Source organism: Rhizobium laguerreae (assembly GCF_019778565.1).
Taxonomy (GTDB): domain Bacteria; phylum Pseudomonadota; class Alphaproteobacteria; order Rhizobiales; family Rhizobiaceae; genus Rhizobium; species Rhizobium laguerreae.
In genome coordinates, this window is sequence record NZ_JAAXQT010000001.1 from 531,791 (window position 1) to 548,434 (window position 16,644).

The 16,644-nt window shown below is 61.9% G+C and carries 15 protein-coding genes; 13 read left to right on the forward strand and 2 right to left on the reverse strand.

The annotated features are described in order from the left end of the window. Positions 1–114 precede the first annotated feature (114 nt). The 9 genes from HFO71_RS02570 (at position 115) to ligA (ending at position 11,991) form a co-directional block, all read left to right on the forward strand. The gene (locus tag HFO71_RS02570; RefSeq protein WP_131639493.1) at positions 115–1,041 is read left to right on the forward strand and encodes a D-alanine--D-alanine ligase; all 927 of its coding nucleotides are present in this window, start codon (positions 115–117) and stop codon (positions 1,039–1,041) included. Continuing rightward, the gene (locus HFO71_RS02575; RefSeq protein ID WP_131639492.1) at positions 1,029–1,961 is read left to right on the forward strand and encodes a cell division protein FtsQ/DivIB; all 933 of its coding nucleotides are present in this window, start codon (positions 1,029–1,031) and stop codon (positions 1,959–1,961) included. Before HFO71_RS02570 ends, HFO71_RS02575 begins: the two co-directional genes overlap by 13 nt. After that, positions 1,958–3,289, forward strand: coding sequence for a cell division protein FtsA (gene ftsA / locus HFO71_RS02580; protein WP_003561012.1), 1,332 nt, complete (start codon positions 1,958–1,960; stop codon positions 3,287–3,289). Before HFO71_RS02575 ends, ftsA begins: the two co-directional genes overlap by 4 nt. A gap of 55 nt (positions 3,290–3,344) precedes the next feature. Then, entirely contained in the window at positions 3,345–5,072 is a 1,728-nt protein-coding gene (ftsZ, locus tag HFO71_RS02585) for a cell division protein FtsZ (protein WP_131639491.1), read from the forward strand. 260 nt (positions 5,073–5,332) lie between these two features. Continuing rightward, the gene (lpxC, locus tag HFO71_RS02590; protein ID WP_020050823.1) at positions 5,333–6,289 is read left to right on the forward strand and encodes a UDP-3-O-acyl-N-acetylglucosamine deacetylase; all 957 of its coding nucleotides are present in this window, start codon (positions 5,333–5,335) and stop codon (positions 6,287–6,289) included. Positions 6,290–6,548: 259 nt separating this feature from the next. Further along, entirely contained in the window at positions 6,549–7,418 is an 870-nt protein-coding gene (locus tag HFO71_RS02595; RefSeq protein ID WP_020050822.1) for an outer membrane protein assembly factor BamD, read from the forward strand. Between the two features lie 5 nt (positions 7,419–7,423). Continuing rightward, on the forward strand, positions 7,424–9,097 hold the full coding sequence (gene recN, locus HFO71_RS02600) for a DNA repair protein RecN (protein WP_077978785.1): 1,674 nt from the start codon (positions 7,424–7,426) through the stop codon (positions 9,095–9,097). 97 nt (positions 9,098–9,194) lie between these two features. Beyond that, positions 9,195–9,722: a DUF6886 family protein gene (locus tag HFO71_RS02605; protein ID WP_168258912.1), complete on the forward strand. Its 528-nt coding sequence runs from the start codon at positions 9,195–9,197 to the stop codon at positions 9,720–9,722. 112 nt (positions 9,723–9,834) lie between these two features. Then, positions 9,835–11,991, forward strand: a complete 2,157-nt coding sequence (gene ligA / locus HFO71_RS02610) for an NAD-dependent DNA ligase LigA (protein WP_221968247.1) — start codon at positions 9,835–9,837, stop codon at positions 11,989–11,991. 31 nt (positions 11,992–12,022) lie between these two features. Here ligA and HFO71_RS02615 read toward each other — a convergent pair whose 3' ends face one another. Further along, on the reverse strand, positions 12,023–12,559 hold the full coding sequence (locus HFO71_RS02615; protein WP_077978782.1) for a GNAT family N-acetyltransferase: 537 nt from the start codon (positions 12,557–12,559) through the stop codon (positions 12,023–12,025). 282 nt (positions 12,560–12,841) lie between these two features. On the opposite strand from HFO71_RS02615, the gene HFO71_RS02620 reads away from it, so the two are divergent. Both HFO71_RS02620 and HFO71_RS02625 read left to right on the forward strand, forming a co-directional pair. Then, a complete protein-coding gene (locus HFO71_RS02620; RefSeq protein ID WP_077978781.1) occupies positions 12,842–13,432 on the forward strand; it encodes a 3'-5' exonuclease in 591 nt (196 codons plus the stop codon). Positions 13,433–13,510: 78 nt separating this feature from the next. Next, positions 13,511–14,005: a CreA family protein gene (locus tag HFO71_RS02625; protein WP_132610178.1), complete on the forward strand. Its 495-nt coding sequence runs from the start codon at positions 13,511–13,513 to the stop codon at positions 14,003–14,005. Between the two features lie 272 nt (positions 14,006–14,277). Here HFO71_RS02625 and HFO71_RS02630 read toward each other — a convergent pair whose 3' ends face one another. Further along, a complete protein-coding gene (locus HFO71_RS02630; RefSeq protein ID WP_003541378.1) occupies positions 14,278–14,748 on the reverse strand; it encodes a chemotaxis protein CheW in 471 nt (156 codons plus the stop codon). Positions 14,749–15,069: 321 nt separating this feature from the next. On the opposite strand from HFO71_RS02630, the gene HFO71_RS02635 reads away from it, so the two are divergent. Then, the gene (locus HFO71_RS02635) at positions 15,070–15,672 is read left to right on the forward strand and encodes an SCO family protein (RefSeq protein ID WP_077978779.1); all 603 of its coding nucleotides are present in this window, start codon (positions 15,070–15,072) and stop codon (positions 15,670–15,672) included. Between the two features lie 68 nt (positions 15,673–15,740). Then, the gene (locus tag HFO71_RS02640) at positions 15,741–16,619 is read left to right on the forward strand and encodes a 50S ribosomal protein L11 methyltransferase (RefSeq protein ID WP_168258914.1); all 879 of its coding nucleotides are present in this window, start codon (positions 15,741–15,743) and stop codon (positions 16,617–16,619) included. The last annotated feature ends 25 nt before the right edge of the window (positions 16,620–16,644 follow it).

Sequence of the window (16,644 nt, forward strand, 5' to 3'; positions counted from 1 at the left end):
CATTAACCATAATGATGCTCTAATGCACTCAGGTCGGACAAAGGCCCGAAACGGCGCAGACAGCTTCGCGCAAGCGTCGATTTCGAAAATGGAAGTTATTTTTTGGGGGTGTTGATGAGTCGCAAGCATGTCGCTGTCCTGATGGGCGGATTTTCCTCGGAAAGGCCGGTCAGCCTTTCCTCGGGAAAGGCTTGCGCAGAAGCTCTCGAAGCGGAGGGCTTCGACGTGACGCGCATCGACGTGGCGCGCGACGTTTCCGAGAAACTCGCCGCGCTGAAGCCCGATGTTGTCTTCAATGCGCTTCATGGCCCGTTCGGCGAGGACGGCACTATTCAGGGCATCCTCGAATATCTCGAAATCCCATATACCCATTCTGGAGTGCTTGCCTCGGCGCTGGCGATGGACAAGGCCAAGGCGAAGCGTGTCGCTGCCGCCGCCAGCATTCCGGTCGCCGAATCCCAGGTGGTTAACCGTTTCGCCTTTCCCTCGACGCATCCGATGAAGCCGCCCTATGTGGTGAAGCCCGTCCGCGAGGGGTCGAGCTTCGGCGTCGTCATCGTCACGGAAGATCAGGCGCATCCGCCGCAGATCGTTAGCTCGCCCGAGTGGCGTTACGGCGAGGAGGTGATCGTCGAGCGCTATGTTTACGGTCGCGAACTCACCTGCGGTGTCATGGGTGAAACTCCGCTCGGCGTCACGGAAGTGGTGCCGCAGGGACACAATTTTTATGATTACGACTCCAAGTATGCGGCGGGCGGTTCAAAACACGTCATCCCCGCGAAAATTTCACCGAATATTTACCAAAAAATACAAACATTGTCCCTAAGGGCGCATCAGGCAATCGGTTGTCGCGGCGTCAGTCGGTCCGACTTTCGTTACGACGATCGTTTCTCCGAAGACGGCGAAATCATCTGGCTGGAGGTCAATACCCAGCCAGGCATGACTCCAACCTCGCTCGTGCCCGAAATGGCCGGTCATGCCGGCTATTCATTTGGTCAGTTTCTCCGGTGGATGGTGGAGGACGCGTCTTGTTTGCGTTGACAGTCAAGAGGATTGGGCGCCCCAGCCATCATGCCGTGCTTCCGATCGTGGAAGCCGAAGAGCGGTTCGTGCTGCCGCGCCCGCTGCGCCGGGTCACGCGCTTCCTGATCAGCCTCTGCAGTGGCCGAATCTACATTCCCGTTCATACGGGCACGGTCTCGGCGCTCGCTTTCTTAGGCGCGACGGGGCTTTACGGCATGTCGCTCGGCGGCCACACGGAAGCCGTGGCGCAGGCGACGACGACGGCCGCGGGTTTTGCGATCGAGGACGTCAAGGTCTCCGGCAATTCGGAGACCTCCGAAATCGAGATACTGCAGTTGATCGGCCTTGACGGCACGACCTCGCTGGTCGCCCTCGACGTCGATGCCGCCCGCAGGAAGATCGCGCATCTTCCCTGGGTCGAAAATGTCGAGGTCCGCAAGATTTATCCGAAGACGATCGAGGTGAAGCTCAAGGAGCGTCAGGCCTATGCGATCTGGCAGCACGGACAGGAGCTTTCCCTGATCGAGAAGAACGGCAGCGTCATTGCGCCGCTGCGCGACAACAAGTTTTCGGCGCTGCCGCTCGTCGTCGGCCGCGATGCCGAAACTGCGGCGGCTTCGCTCGACGAAGCCTTCTCGAAGTGGCCCGACGTGAAGGCCCGCGTGAAGGCCTATGTCTGGATATCAGGCCGTCGCTGGGACCTGCACATGGACAACGGCGTCGTCGTCAAGCTGCCGGAAGACGATATCGACCAGGCACTAGCGACGCTTTCGAAGTTCGACAAGGAGCATCGGCTCCTGGAGCGGGACATTGCCGCAGTCGATCTCAGGCTGGCCGACAGAACCGCGATCCAGCTGACGCCGGAGGCGGCGATCCGCAGGCAGACGGCAGTGACGGAGCGTACGAAAGAATTGAAGAAGGCGGGGCAGAATATATGAGCTTGTTCGGTTCATCCCATTTCGGATTGCCGCGCCTGAAGCCGCTTTCGTCGAAGCGGTCACATGTCGTTTCGGTGCTCGACATCGGTTCGACCAAGGTCGTCTGCATGATCGGCCGGTTGACGCCGCGCGAGGAAAGCCAGATCCTGCCGGGCCGCACGCACAATATCGAGATCATCGGCATCGGCCACCAGCGTTCCCGTGGCATCAAGACCGGCGTCATCGCCGATCTCGACGCGCTGGAAGGCGTCATCCGCCTTGCCGTCGACGCGGCCGAGCGCATGGCTGGGCTGACCGTCGAAAGCCTGATCGTCAACCTGACGGCCGGCCGTCTCGGCAGCGATATCTACACCGCGACGATCGATCTTGGCGGCCAGGAAGTCGAGCTCAACGATCTGAAGAAGGTGCTGTCGGCCGCTTGCCAGCAGTCGCTGCGCCAGGACCGTTCGGTGCTGCATTCGCTGGCGACCGGCTTCTCGCTCGACGGCGAGCGCGGCATTCGCGATCCGCTGGCGATGTATGGCGATGCGCTCGGCGTCGACATGCATGTCGTCACGGCGGAGCGCTCGGCGCTGAAGAACCTCGAACTTAGCGTCAATCGTGCGCATCTGTCGGTCGAGGGCATCGTTGCGACGCCTTACGCATCGGGCCTTGCAGCTCTCGTCGACGACGAGGTCGAGCTCGGCTGCGCGGCGATCGACATGGGCGGCGGTACGACGACGATCTCGGTCTTTGCCGAAGGCAAGCTCGTTCATACGGATGCCGTCGGTCTCGGCGGTCATCACGTCACCACAGACCTGGCGCGCGGCCTTTCGACCCGCATCGAGGATGCCGAGCGGCTGAAGGTAGTGCATGCCTCGGCCCTTTCGAATTCCTCCGACGAGCGTGAGCTGATTTCGATCCCGCCGATCGGCGAGGACGATCGCGACCAGCCGTCGCAGGTGCCGCGGGCGCTGGTTTCGCGCATCGTGTCGGCCCGAATTGAGGAGACGATGGAACTGATCCGCGACCGTATCCAGCGCTCCGGTTTCAGCCCGATCGTCGGCAAGCGCGTCGTGCTGACCGGTGGGGCGAGCCAGCTGACCGGCCTTGCCGACGTGGCGCGGCGCATCCTTGCCCGCAACGTCCGCATCGGCCGTCCGATGGGCGTCTCGGGGCTGCCGACGGCGGCCAAGGGCCCGGCCTTTTCGACGGCCGTCGGCCTGATGATCTATCCGCAGGTCGCGGACATGGAGACACATGCGTCACAGAGCGGTCTGCTCATGTCGCTTGGGGGAAATAACAGTCGCATAGCCCGCATGGGCCAGTGGCTGAAGGAAAGCTTCTGAAATTGCGTAATTGGCCGGCGTGGCGATGCGGCCAGAGAGAGAAGGAACAGGTACCATGACCATCAAGCTGCAAAAGCCTGACATCACAGAGCTGAAGCCGCGCATCACCGTGTTCGGCGTTGGCGGCGGTGGCGGCAATGCCGTCAACAACATGATTACCGCCGGCCTCCAGGGCGTCGACTTCGTCGTCGCCAACACGGATGCGCAGGCGCTGACGATGACGAAGGCTGAGCGCATCATTCAGCTCGGCGTCAACGTCACCGAAGGCCTCGGTGCCGGCTCGCAGCCGGAAGTCGGCCGCGCGGCCGCCGAGGAGTGCATCGACGAGATCGTCGATCACCTGAACGGCACGCATATGTGCTTCGTCACCGCCGGCATGGGCGGCGGCACCGGCACAGGTGCTGCCCCGGTTGTCGCACAGGCGGCCCGCAACAAGGGCATCCTGACGGTCGGCGTTGTCACCAAGCCGTTCCATTTCGAAGGCGGGCGCCGCATGCGCCTGGCCGAGATGGGCATCCAGGAACTGCAGAAGTCTGTCGATACGCTGATCGTCATTCCGAACCAGAACCTCTTCCGCATTGCCAACGACAAGACGACCTTCGCCGATGCCTTCGCCATGGCTGACCAGGTTCTCTATTCGGGCGTTGCCTGCATCACCGACCTGATGGTCAAGGAAGGCCTCATCAACCTCGACTTCGCCGACGTCCGCTCGGTGATGCGCGAGATGGGCCGGGCGATGATGGGTACCGGCGAAGCTTCCGGCTCCGGCCGCGCGCTGCAGGCTGCAGAGGCTGCGATCGCCAACCCGCTGCTCGACGAAACCTCGATGAAGGGCGCCCAGGGCCTGCTGATCTCCATCACCGGCGGTCGCGACCTCACGCTCTTCGAAGTCGACGAAGCCGCGACCCGCATCCGCGAGGAAGTCGATCCGGACGCCAACATCATCCTCGGCGCCACCTTCGACGAATCGCTCGAAGGCATCATCCGCGTCTCGGTCGTCGCAACCGGCATCGACAGGGCGATGAACGAAGCCGCCGAGCGGAACTTCCAGCCGACCGCAAGGCCTGCTATCCGTTCCTCCGCGGCTGTTGCTCCGGCAGCGGCCGCAGTTCAGCCTGCCCCCGTGATGCAGGCACAGAAGGCCATGGATCCGATCGCGCAGACCATCCGCGAAGCCGAGATGGAACGCGAGCTCGAAATTCCGGCCCCGCGTGCTGCCGCACCGCTGCAGCAGCCGGCGGCACAGCAGGAAACCTTCCGTCCGCAGAGCAAGATCTTCGCGCCTGCACCGGAAGCGCCGGCAATGCGTCCTCAGGTGCAGCAGCAGGCTCCGGCGCCGGTGATGAGCCAGCCGATCCAGCAGCCCGTCCAGCAGCAGCCGGTGCAGCAGCAGCCCGTCCGGCAGGAGCCGACCATCCGTCAGGCGCCCGAACCGATGCGCATGCCGAAGGTCGAGGATTTCCCGCCCGTCGTTCAGGCCGAACTCGACCACCGCACGCAGCCGGCGTCCGCGCATGCGGCGGAAGAGCGCGGTCCGATGGGGCTGCTCAAGCGAATCACCAATTCGCTTGGCCGCCGCGACGACGACGCCGTTGCCGCCGATATGACTGCAGCACCGCCGGCCGCTTCGCAGCAGCGCCGTCCGCTGTCGCCGGAGGCAAGCCTCTACGCACCGCGTCGCGGCAACCTCGACGACCAGGGCCGCGCGGTTCCGCAGGCCCGGATGATGCAGGAAGACGACCAGCTGGAAATCCCGGCATTCCTGCGTCGCCAGTCGAACTGAGGCCGTGCTTCGGGCCTCTCATGCCCGGGATCAAGGTCCCGGGCATTGCTGTTTTTTCGCCCGTGATTCGCAAATGATTTCAATCGCGTGACTTCGTAACAAAGCGAAAGAAACAGTGATTTGGATTGGAGCGCCGGCGCACGTAAGTATGGTGCAACGAAACTGCCCCAGGAGACCTTTTGACAGGCTCCGGCTGCAGAATAAACGATGACCGCGCCGATCGGACAGACCGCCGGTGCGGAAGAATAAAGGCAGAATTTATGGCGATTGGCTTGCTGGGTTTTCAAACGACGGTATCGCGTCCCGTGACGCTTTCGGGCATCGGGGTCCATTCGGGCGCCGACGTTTCGATCACCCTGAACCCGGCCGAATCGGGCACCGGCGTCGTTTTCCAGCGCCTGCATGACAATGGCGATATCACCGAACTCAAGGCCGTTTCCTCGCAGGTCGGCAACACCGACCTCTGCACCGTGCTCGGCTTCTCGCCCGCCCATTCGGTTGCGACGATCGAGCATGTCATGGCCGCCGTCTATGCGCTCGGCCTCGACAATGTGGTGATCGAGGTGCAGGGTTCCGAAATGCCGATCATGGACGGCAGCTCGCTGCCCTTCGTCGAAGCGATCGAGCAGGTCGGTCTCGTTTCGCTCGGCGTCAAGCGCCGCTATATCCGGATCACCAAGCCGGTGCGAATCGAGCATGGCGGCTCCTGGAGCGAATTCCGCCCCTATGACGGCACGCGCTTCGAAGTCGAGATCGATTTCGATTGCCCGCTGATCGGCCGGCAGAAGTGGGCCGGCGACATGACTGCCGCCGTCTTCAAGGCCGAGCTTTCCCGCGCCCGCACCTTCGGGTTCATGCGCGATGTCGAGCGTCTCTGGGCGTCGGGCCACGCGCTCGGCTCTTCACTCGAAAATTCCGTCGTCATTTCGGACGACAACACCGTCATCAACGTCGAAGGACTGCGTTACGCCAAGGACGAATTCGTCCGCCACAAGACGCTCGATGCCGTCGGCGATCTGTCGCTTGCCGGCGCCCAGTTCATCGGCTGCTACCGTTCTTATCGCGGTGGTCACAAGATGAACGCCAATGCGCTGAAGGCGCTGCTCGCCGATCCCTCCGCCTACGAGGTTGTGGAGACGTCGACGCCGCGCCAGCGTGTCGCTGCCCGCGAACTGATCGCAGTCAGCGCTTCGGAATTCGCTCCCTGGTCGGCATGACCTCCAGCATATTCTCAAGACCAGGCCGCCTCTTTCCCGGAGGCGGTTTTTTTTGTGTCCGGGCGCGTCTGCGGCAATAGGCCGATGCTTGGCCGCCACAGGTCGGGAAGAAGTTGAAAAGCCGGTCATTTCTGCGGCTGCTGCCACAAAAATGCGTTAATGCCTTATCATTGCGTTGCTCTTGATGCACATTTGTGGCTAGAAACGCCAGCGAGGCGTGGCTGCCGTGGAGAGAGCGGCAGCAGTGGGGTTCTTTCGAATGGGTTATGCAGGATCTGAAGGTATGATGAAGACAGCGCGTGCTTTGTTCGCATCGCTTCTGGTGCTCAGCGCAGGCGCCTTGATCTCCGGTTGCCAGTCGGACCCCGATATCGACATCACCAAGCTCGGCCTCGAAACCGATCCGCCCGACGTGCTCTACACCCAGGGCCTTGCCAATATGAAGGCCGGCAACATGGCGGAAGCGGGGCGCAAGTTCGACGCGATCGACCGCGAGAACCCGTTCTCCGAATGGGCGCGCAAGGCGCTTGTGATGAGCACCTTCGTCAAATACCGCCAAGGCCGCTTGGACGATGCGCTTGCTTCCGGCAACCGCTACATGTCGCAATATCCGAAGTCCCAGGATGCCGCCTATGTGCAGTATCTGATCGGTCTCACCTATTCCAAGCAGATTGTCGACGTGACGCAGGACCAGCGCGCCTCGGCCAAGACGATCGAGGCGATGCAGGCTGTCGTCGACAATTATCCGAACTCCGAATACGTCGACGACGCACAGGCCAAGATCCGCTTTGCGCGCGACCAACTCGCCGGCAAGGAAATGCAGATCGGCCGGTATTACATGGAGCGGAAGGAATATCTCGCCGCGATCTCGCGCTTCCGCATCGTTGTCGAGAAATATCCGAATACGAACCAGATCGAAGAGGCCTTAGCGCGTCTCGTCGAAGCTTATTACTCCATGGGCATCGTCGACGAGGCGCAGACAGCCGCTGCCGTTCTCGGTCACAATTACCCCGACAGCCAGTGGTATGCTGATTCCTACAAGCTGCTGCAGAGCGGCGGTGCCGAGCCGCGTGAAAACAAGGGCTCGTGGATCGCGGCTGCGGGCAAGAAACTTCTTCTCGGTTCCTGAGGCCAATGCTGATCCAGCTTTCGATCCGCGATATCGTCCTGATCGAGCGGCTGGATCTTGCCTTCGAGATAGGCCTCTCCGTGCTGACGGGCGAGACCGGGGCGGGCAAATCCATCCTGCTCGACAGCCTGTCGCTGGCGCTCGGTGGGCGCGGCGACGGCGACCTGGTGCGCCATGGCGAGGATAAGGGCCAGGTGACGGCGGTGTTCGACGTGGGCATGGAACACGGCGCCCGCACCCTCCTGCGTGAAAACGGCATCGATGACGAGGGCGATCTGATCTTCCGCCGCCAGCAATCGGCGGACGGGCGCACCAAGGCTTATGTCAACGACCAGCCGGTTAGCGTGCAGCTGATGCGCCAGGCCGGTCAGCTGCTGGTCGAAATCCACGGACAGCACGACGATCGCGCCCTTGTCGACACCAACGCTCACCGCACCCTGCTCGACGCCTTCGCGGGCCTCACCGACGAGGTTTCAGAGGTCGCCCGGCTCTATCGCCTGTGGCGCGACAGCGAGCGGACGCTGAAGAAGCACCGCGAGAAGGTGGAAAGTGCGGCGCGCGAAGCCGACTACCTGCGCTCTTCCGTCGAAGAACTCGAGAAGCTCTCGCCGCAGGACGGCGAGGAGGAAGAGCTCGCCGATAACAGGCAGAAGATGATGAAGGCCGAGCGAATCGCCGGCGATATCGCCGAGGCGTCCGAATTCCTGAACGGCAATGCCTCGCCGGTGCCCCATATCGCCTCGCTGGTGCGCCGGCTGGAGCGCAAGAGCCATGAGGCGCCGGGATTGCTCGAAGACACAGTGACGCTGCTCGATGCCGCGCTGGACCAGCTTTCCAACGCGCAGATGGAGGTTGAGGCGGCACTGCGCAAGACCGAATACGATCCCAGGGAGCTGGAGCGGGTGGAGGAACGGCTTTTCGCGCTCAGGGCCGCCTCGCGCAAATATTCCGTTCCCGTCACCGAACTGCCGGCGCTTGCCGTCCGTATGATCGCAGATCTTGCCGATCTCGACGCGGGCGAGGAGCGGCTTGCGCGGCTTGATGCCGAGGTCGGCCTGGCGCGGGAAAATTACGATGCGGCGGCGCGCTCGCTGTCAGACAAGCGCCATCATGCCGGAACCGCACTGGCCGGGGCCGTCATGGCCGAGCTGCCGGCGCTGAAACTCGAACGCGCCCGTTTCATGGTCGAGATCACCACGGATGCGGGCGAGGCGCTGGCCGAAGGCATCGACGTCGTCGAGTTCCATGTCCAGACCAATCCCGGCACGCGACCGGGCTCGATCATGAAGGTCGCCTCGGGCGGCGAGCTGTCGCGTTTCCTGCTGGCGCTGAAAGTGGCGCTCGCTGATCGCGGATCGGCCCCGACGCTCGTCTTCGACGAAATCGATACCGGCGTCGGCGGCGCGGTGGCCGATGCGATCGGCCAGCGGCTGAAGCGGCTGTCGGAGCGGGTGCAGGTGCTGTCGGTCACGCATGCGCCGCAGGTCGCGGCGCGGGCGGCGACGCATCTCTTGATTTCTAAGGGACCGTCGGCTGACGGTTCGGAAAAGATCGCCACGCGCGTCGCGACGATGGCGCAGAAGGACCGCACCGAAGAGATCGCCCGTATGCTCGCCGGGGCTTCGGTCACCGAAGAGGCGAGGGCGGCGGCAAAGCGGCTGCTGGCCGGCAACGGCTGATTTTTCTTCCGATGCTCTTTCCCCTGAGGCCGGCGGGATGACAATCATCCCGCGGCGCGATATGCGCTGAAGCTTCGATCGGCGGCGAACTCAATCCATGCGGCTTTTCCATTTCAGCGACGATTCCGATATTGCGGCGTTCGAGCCACGCGCGGTTCGCGTCCCGTCTGCCCGTGCGCCCGGCCGGGAATGGCTGAACGGTCCGCTCGTCTGGGCAATCGATGCCGATCATGATTTCATGTATCTCTTTCCGCGCGATTGCCCCCGCATCCTGCTCTGGGCGAAACCCGAGACGCTGGAGACCGAGCGGCGGCACTGGCTTGGTGATTGGCGCGCCGTCGCCTATGTCGAGCGCCATTGGCTGGAAAGGCTCGAAGCGGAGACGATCCACCGTTACGAGATGCCGGCCGAGGGCTTCGAGGATCTGGACGATGCCGGCATGTGGGTGGCCCGCAGACGCGTCATTCCCCTGGAGAGGACCGCCATCTCGCGGCTCGACCAGGAGTTTGCGCCGCGCAGGGTGGAGCTTCGGGTAGTCGATAGCCTGCGGCCGTTGAAGAACCTTTGCAACACCAGCCTGCATGTCAGCGGCATACGGCTGCGCAATGCCAGGGATTGGGAATAGGCGGGGTAGACCGATCTTCCCGATGCAGGATATCCAGCCTCTCTTTTCATCCGGAAATTTTGCTCTAAAAACAATCCAGATTTTCTGGCCAGATTCTCTGGAGTGATGTTCCATGTCCACCGAAGGTTTCACCGTCGACACGTTGACGATCGAAGAGGCTGCCGCCGAGCTCGAGCGGCTGGCAAAGGAGATCGCGCATCATGATGCGCTCTATCACGGCAAGGACCAACCGGAGATTTCGGATGCCGATTACGACGCGCTGAAGCGCCGCAACGATGCGCTGGAAGTGCGGTTTCCCGAGCTGATCCGCGAGGACAGCCCGTCGCGGCATGTCGGTGCAGCACCTTCCGTCACCTTCTCGCCTGTCGTCCATGCCCGGCCGATGCTGTCGCTCGACAACACCTTCTCGCAGGAGGACGTGCAGGATTTCGTCGCCGGCGTCTATCGCTTCCTCGGCCGGCTGCCGGACCAGTCGATCGCCTTTACCGCCGAACCGAAGATCGACGGCCTGTCGATGTCTATCCGTTACGAGAACGGCAGGCTCACGACGGCTGCGACGCGCGGCGACGGCACGACTGGGGAGAATGTCACCGCCAATATCCGCACCATCGCCGAAATCCCCAACGAGCTGCCGAAAGGTGTTCCCGCGGTCGTAGAGATCCGCGGTGAAGTCTATATGGCCAAGAGCGACTTCCTGGCGCTGAACCGGCAGATGGAGGCGGAGGGCAAGCAGACCTATGTCAATCCGCGCAACACCGCTGCCGGGTCGCTGCGCCAGCTCGACGCCAAGGTGACGGCGAGCCGCAAGCTGAAATTCTTCGCCTATGCCTGGGGCGAGATGTCGGAGATGCCTGAAGATACGCAATTTGGGATGGTGCAGACCTTCAAGGACTGGGGTTTTCCCGTCAATCCGCTGATGAAACGGCTGAACTCGGTCGCCGACGTCCTATCGCATTATGACGAGATCGGCCTCAAACGTCCGGATCTCGACTACGACATCGACGGCGTCGTCTACAAGGTCGACAGCCTCGAGCTGCAGGCCCGCCTCGGCTTCCGCTCGCGCTCGCCGCGCTGGGCGACGGCGCACAAGTTTCCTGCCGAGCAGGCTTTCACGATCGTCGAGTATATCGACATTCAGGTCGGCCGCACCGGCGCCCTGACACCCGTCGCGCGATTGACGCCGATCACCGTCGGCGGCGTAGTCGTCACCAATGCGACGCTGCACAACGCGGATTACATCAGGGGTATCGGCAATAACGGCGAGCGCATCCGCGACGACGAGCACGATATCCGCATCGGCGATACCGTCATCGTCCAGCGCGCCGGCGACGTCATTCCGCAGGTGCTCGACGTCGTCATGGAGAAGCGGCCGGCCGAGTCTAGCCCCTATGAATTTCCGAAGACCTGCCCGGTCTGCGGTTCGCATGCGGTGCGTGAAAGACATGAGAAGACCGGCAAGCTCGATTCGGTCACCCGCTGCACCGGCGGCTTCATTTGCAGGGCGCAGGCGACGGAGCATCTGAAGCATTTCGTTTCGCGAAACGCCTTCGATATCGAAGGGCTCGGTTCGAAGCAGATCGATTTCTTCTTCGAAAACGAGGACGCGTCGCTGCAGATCCGCACCGCGCCGGATATCTTCACGCTGGAGAAGCGTCAGCAGCAATCGCTGACCAAGCTGGAGAATATTGACGGCTTCGGCAAGGTCAGCGTCGGCAAGCTCTATGCGGCGATCACCGAACGGCGCAGCATTGCGCTCCACCGCTTCATTTACGCGCTCGGCATCCGTCATGTCGGCGAGACCACGGCGAAGCTCTTGGCGCGCTCTTATGGCACCTATGCGGCCTTTGAAACCGCAATGCGAGAGGCCGAGGCGCTTTCCGGCGACGCCTGGAGCGATCTTAACGCCATCGAAGGTATCGGCGAGGTCGTGGCGCGGGCCATCGTCGAATTCTACAAGGAGCCGCGCAATGTCGAGGTGATCACCCGACTGCTTGAGGAAGTGACGCCCGAGGAGGCCGAACAACCGAAGACGGCAGGCAGCCCGGTTGCCGGTAAGACCGTGGTTTTCACCGGCTCGCTGGAAAAGTTTACCCGCGACGAGGCAAAGGCGAGGGCGGAAAGTCTTGGCGCCAAGGTGGCGGGATCGGTCTCGAAGAAGACCGACATCGTCGTCGCCGGCCCCGGCGCCGGCTCCAAGCTCGACAAGGCGCGCGAACTCGGTGTGCAGACGATGGACGAGGACGAATGGCTGGCACTGATCAGCGGGTGAGGGGCTGACGGCAAGTCGGCAGCCCGTTTTCTCATAGCCTGAGGCGCGCCATCGTATAGGCATCGACGTATTGACCGGCGCGATATCCGAAGGCCTTCAGCAGGCCTTCTTGCTCGAAGCCGAATTTCCGGTAGAGGCCGATGGCAACATCGTTGTCGGTGTAGACAGTCAGTTCCAGCCGCTTGATATCGAGCCAGTCGTCGGCAGCATCGACCATTGCTCCGAGCAGGATCCGTCCGAAGCCGCGGCCGATGAAATCGTCATGCACGCCCATGCCGATGCTGGCGACGTGCTGCCTGCGGCCGGAAAGACGGTTGAGGCCGCCATTGCCAACGATTTTGCCGTCCTGGGTGACGACGAGGTTGAGTGCGCCCGGCGACGGGTTTTCCATGTACTTGCGAACTTCCTCGACCCTCTGGTATGGCGGCCGCAAGGTGCCGGCCCGGTAGCCGGGCAGATTTATCAGATCGGTGATCTCCTCCGCATCGGACAGGCGAACGGCGCGCACGAGTACGCCATCCGGCAGGCGCGCTCGGCCGCGAGGTTCGTTCTCTTTGTTTTCGGACATTCATGCTCTCCGTTTGTTTCAGGAGGAGAGCCGGCTTTACGAAAACCCTGCTCGCCTCGGCAGGGTTTTCGGGATGATCGGATCGCTGCTAACGCACCATCGCTCCCGCGTACCCTTCAAGGGTCGTGGTGTGATGGATAAGTGCTGCCATGGTTACGGAACCGATCATGCCAACAAGTTTCGATATGCGGGTTAAAAAGTCAACCGGGCGTCATGTCGAATTTGCGTGGCAGGAAGCGGGGCGGTATTCCTGTTCCCGAAGAAACGATTCGGACTGCGGCATTGAAAACCATCGCGATTGACTTCGAGACGGCGAACGAACAGCGCGGCAGCGCCTGTTCCGTTGGCCTTGCCTGGATCGAGGACGGCAGGGTGACGCGCGTCGAGGAGCGGCTGATCCGGCCGCGGGACATGCGCTTTTCCGGGATGAACATCGCGATCCACGGCATCCGTCCGGAGCATGTCGAGGACGCGCCCGAGTTTCCCGAGGTAATGGACGAGTTCGAGGAGGATTTTCGCGGCGCGACGATGATCGCGCACAATGCCGCCTTCGATTTCAGCGTCTGGCGGGCGAGCCTCGATCTCTACCGGCAATCCTATCCGGAGCTTACCTATCTCTGCAGCCTGAAGATGGCGCAGCGGATCTGGCCGCATTTCCTTTCGCACCGGCTGAACCTGATCGCCGAGCATCTCGGCCTGCGTTTCGTGCACCACAATGCCGCCGAAGATGCCGCCGTCTGCGCAGCGGCCGCAATCGAGATGGCAAGGGCGGTCAAGGCCCATGCCGTCCACGCCATACCGGCATTGATCGGCATGAGACCCGGCCGGCTGACGGCGCGGGCATACGAGCCCTGCACCTGCCGAAAAGGCTGATCCCTTTCTGCAAACTTCGTTTTCTTGCAAAGCATGGGTGCATGCTTATCTAGAATGCGGATTATTCAGGGAGCCGCCATGTCCAGACTGCGCAATCTTCTCCTCGCCGCCTTCTCTTTCGCCGCCCTTTCTACAGGTGCTGCCTCGGCCGAAGTCGTCGGCAAGGTCGGGGTCGACTGGATCGGCAACGACATCATCGTCGAGGCGGTCTCCGACCCTGACGTCAAGGGCGTTACCTGCCACGTCACCTATTTCGACCGCAGCCTGATCGACCGGTTCAAGAACGGCAACTGGTTCGAGGATCCGTCCAACAATTCCATTGCCTGCCGGCAGACGGGGCCGATCGAGATCGGCAATGTCGACTTGTCCAAGGATGGCAGCGAGGTGTTCCGCCAGGGCATGTCGCTGATCTGGAAGACGTTGGTCGTCAACCGTATCTACGACAAGACCAACGACACGCTGATCTATCTCGCCCATTCGCGCGAACTGACCGACGGTTCGGCGAAGATGTCGATCTCGACCATTCCGCTCTACGGACAGAACGTCGTCTGGAAGAATGGGAAGCCGCAATAAGTCTGGGAGATTCCCGCGTCTTTCGGTATCGAGATTAAAGACCCCGCCCCAAACCCCTCCCCACAAGAGGGAGGGGCTTAACTTGCCGCACCCGCTTTCCTGATTTTCGACGTTTCGGGATGAGCGAGGCAAGGGCTGAGCATAGCCCCTCCCCTTGTGGGGAGGGGTTGGGGAGGGGTTTTACAAGTTGGAAACCATGTCCGCTCTGCTCTCCACCCCAAAATCAAAAGGCCCGGACGAGCCAGGCCTCGAATTCCAGATATGAGTATTCCTCAGGCGGCCTGTGTCAGCTCGTCGGCAATGACCGTGTCGAGGTTCAAGAAGCAGACCATGGTCTTTTCGAGCGCGACGATGCCGCGGCAGAAGGCGCGTTGGGCCTCCGGGATGATTTCCGGCGGCGGCTGCAGGTCTTCGCTCTTGATGGTCATCATGTCGGAAACCTGCTCGACCAGCAGGCCGACCAGCTTGCCGGCGATGTCGGTGACGATGATCGCCGAGCGCTCGGAGGGCTCGGTCATCTTCATGCCGAGGCGGCAGGCCATGTCGATGACGGGGATCACCGCACCGCGCAGGTTGATGAGACCCAAGACGTAGGGCGGGGTGTGCGGCATCGGCGTCACCGGCGCCCAGCCGCGAATTTCGCGGATGGCCATGATGTCGATGCAGAATTCCTGATCGCCCAGGTGGAATGAAACGATTTCGAGATAAGCGCCCGACTGCTTGATGGCGTTATTATTGTTCATAGTCAGAAATCTTCCCAGTTGTCCCCAGCGGGAGAGGCGATGTAGAACCGCCGTTAAATATAGATGTGACGGCTTAAGTCTTTCCTAACGATATATATTTTCGGGTTGGCCGTCGCTCTAGAGGTAAGTTATTCAACCACATGCAATTTTGATCCGCGCAGATTCCTGAGGGCGGATTTCGTTGCCGTGGCAGTTTCCACCGGTGAGACAATTCAACACGGGTTCGAAAACATATTCTTGAATTGCGCGCCTCCGCTCGAGGCTATAATCACGCCAGCAGGGGCGGGCCACGCGTCTCCGCCCGGATTGAGGATCATGCCAATGAAGACATTCCGCATCGCCGTCTGGGTCGGTGTCTTGATACTTGCCGGGTTTCTCGGAGCGGTCACGCTCAACCTGACGAAGTCGAAGGATGTGGTGGCGGAACCTCCCTTCGGCGTACCCTTCACCCTGGTCTCCCAGAACGGACAGCCGATCACCGAGGAGGCGCTGCGCGGCAAGCCGACGGCGCTGTTCTTCGGCTTCACCCATTGCCCGGAAGTCTGCCCGACGACGCTTTTCGAGCTGAACGGCTGGATGGAGAAGGTCGATCCGAAGGGCGACAAGCTGCAGGCCTATTTCGTGACCGTCGATCCGGAGCGCGACACGCCCGAGATCATGAACGAATACGTCTCCAATGTTTCCAAGCGCATCACCGGCATTTCAGGCGCGCCCGACAAGATCGCCGAGGTGGTCAAGGGGTTCCGCGTCTACGCCAAGAAAGTGCCGGTCGACGAGAAGGATCCGAATGGCGACTATACGATGGATCACACCGCCTCGGTCTTCCTGCTCGATTCGGCCGGGCGGTTTTCCGGAACGATCGCCTATGGCGAAAACCCGGACACGGCGGTAAAGAAGCTGGAGAATCTCGTCAGCAAGGGGTGACAGCTTCAGCGTGATGGGGCGTTGGCTCGATCGGCGGCGGGCAACGGAAACGGGAAAGACCGCCTATCGTGAGTGAAATCCGCCTTTACGTGACGACGACCGAAGCCAAAGCCGAGGAGATCCTCGACCTTCTGAGCGCAGTCTTCGGTGAAGAAGACTTTGCCATCGGCACCACCGAGATCGATGAGAAGAAGGATATCTGGGAAGCCTCAATCTACATGATGGCCGAGGACGAGGCTGAGGTGCAATCCCGTGTCGAGGACGCATTGAAGGCCTCTTTCCCTGATGCCCGGCTGGAGCGGGAAGTCATCCCAGAGATCGACTGGGTGGTGAAATCGCTGGAGGGGCTGAAGCCTGTCCGGGCAGGGCGTTTCCTGGTGCATGGTTCGCATGACCGCGATAAAGCCCGTTCCGGCGACATCGCTATCGAGATCGATGCCGGCCAGGCTTTCGGCACCGGCCATCACGGCACGACGGCTGGCTGCCTCGAGGTGATCGATAGCGTGGTGCGTTCGCGCCCGGTCCGCAACGCGCTTGATCTCGGCACTGGCAGCGGCGTGCTGGCGATTGCGGTGCGCAAGCTCAGGAACATACCGGTGCTGGCGACCGACATCGATCCGATCGCGACGAAGGTGGCGGCCGAGAACGTGCGCCGCAACGGCATCGCCTCGGGCATCGTTACCAGGACCGCGCCGGGCTTTCATTCGACGGCCTTTTCCGAGCATGGCCCCTTCGATCTCATCATCGCCAACATTCTCGCCCGGCCGCTGATCCGCATGGCGCCGAAGCTTGCGACGCATCTTGCGCCTGGCGGATCGGTCATTCTCTCCGGCATCCTTGCCGGGCAGCGCTGGAAGGTGATTGCCGCCTATAGTGGCGCGAGGCTTCGCCACGTCAGGACCATCTGGCGCAACGGCTGGGTGACTATCCATCTCGATCGGCCTTGATGGGGCGAGAGTTGGGGAGGCGAAT

Excerpts from the sequence above, each read along its gene's own strand:
- HFO71_RS02630 (WP_003541378.1), bottom strand. The coding sequence starts at position 14,748 with ATGAACAATAATAACGCCATCAAGCAGTCGGGCGCTTATCTCGAAATC.
- recN (WP_077978785.1), top strand. The coding sequence starts at position 7,424 with ATGCTGATCCAGCTTTCGATCCGCGATATCGTCCTGATCGAGCGGCTG.
- HFO71_RS02605 (WP_168258912.1), top strand. The coding sequence starts at position 9,195 with ATGCGGCTTTTCCATTTCAGCGACGATTCCGATATTGCGGCGTTCGAG.
- HFO71_RS02570 (WP_131639493.1), top strand. The coding sequence starts at position 115 with ATGAGTCGCAAGCATGTCGCTGTCCTGATGGGCGGATTTTCCTCGGAA.
- HFO71_RS02625 (WP_132610178.1), top strand. The coding sequence starts at position 13,511 with ATGTCCAGACTGCGCAATCTTCTCCTCGCCGCCTTCTCTTTCGCCGCC.
- HFO71_RS02595 (WP_020050822.1), top strand. The coding sequence starts at position 6,549 with ATGGGTTATGCAGGATCTGAAGGTATGATGAAGACAGCGCGTGCTTTG.
- ligA (WP_221968247.1), top strand. The coding sequence starts at position 9,835 with ATGTCCACCGAAGGTTTCACCGTCGACACGTTGACGATCGAAGAGGCT.
- HFO71_RS02615 (WP_077978782.1), bottom strand. The coding sequence starts at position 12,559 with ATGTCCGAAAACAAAGAGAACGAACCTCGCGGCCGAGCGCGCCTGCCG.
- HFO71_RS02635 (WP_077978779.1), top strand. The coding sequence starts at position 15,070 with ATGAAGACATTCCGCATCGCCGTCTGGGTCGGTGTCTTGATACTTGCC.
- ftsA (WP_003561012.1), top strand. The coding sequence starts at position 1,958 with ATGAGCTTGTTCGGTTCATCCCATTTCGGATTGCCGCGCCTGAAGCCG.
- ftsZ (WP_131639491.1), top strand. The coding sequence starts at position 3,345 with ATGACCATCAAGCTGCAAAAGCCTGACATCACAGAGCTGAAGCCGCGC.
- lpxC (WP_020050823.1), top strand. The coding sequence starts at position 5,333 with ATGGCGATTGGCTTGCTGGGTTTTCAAACGACGGTATCGCGTCCCGTG.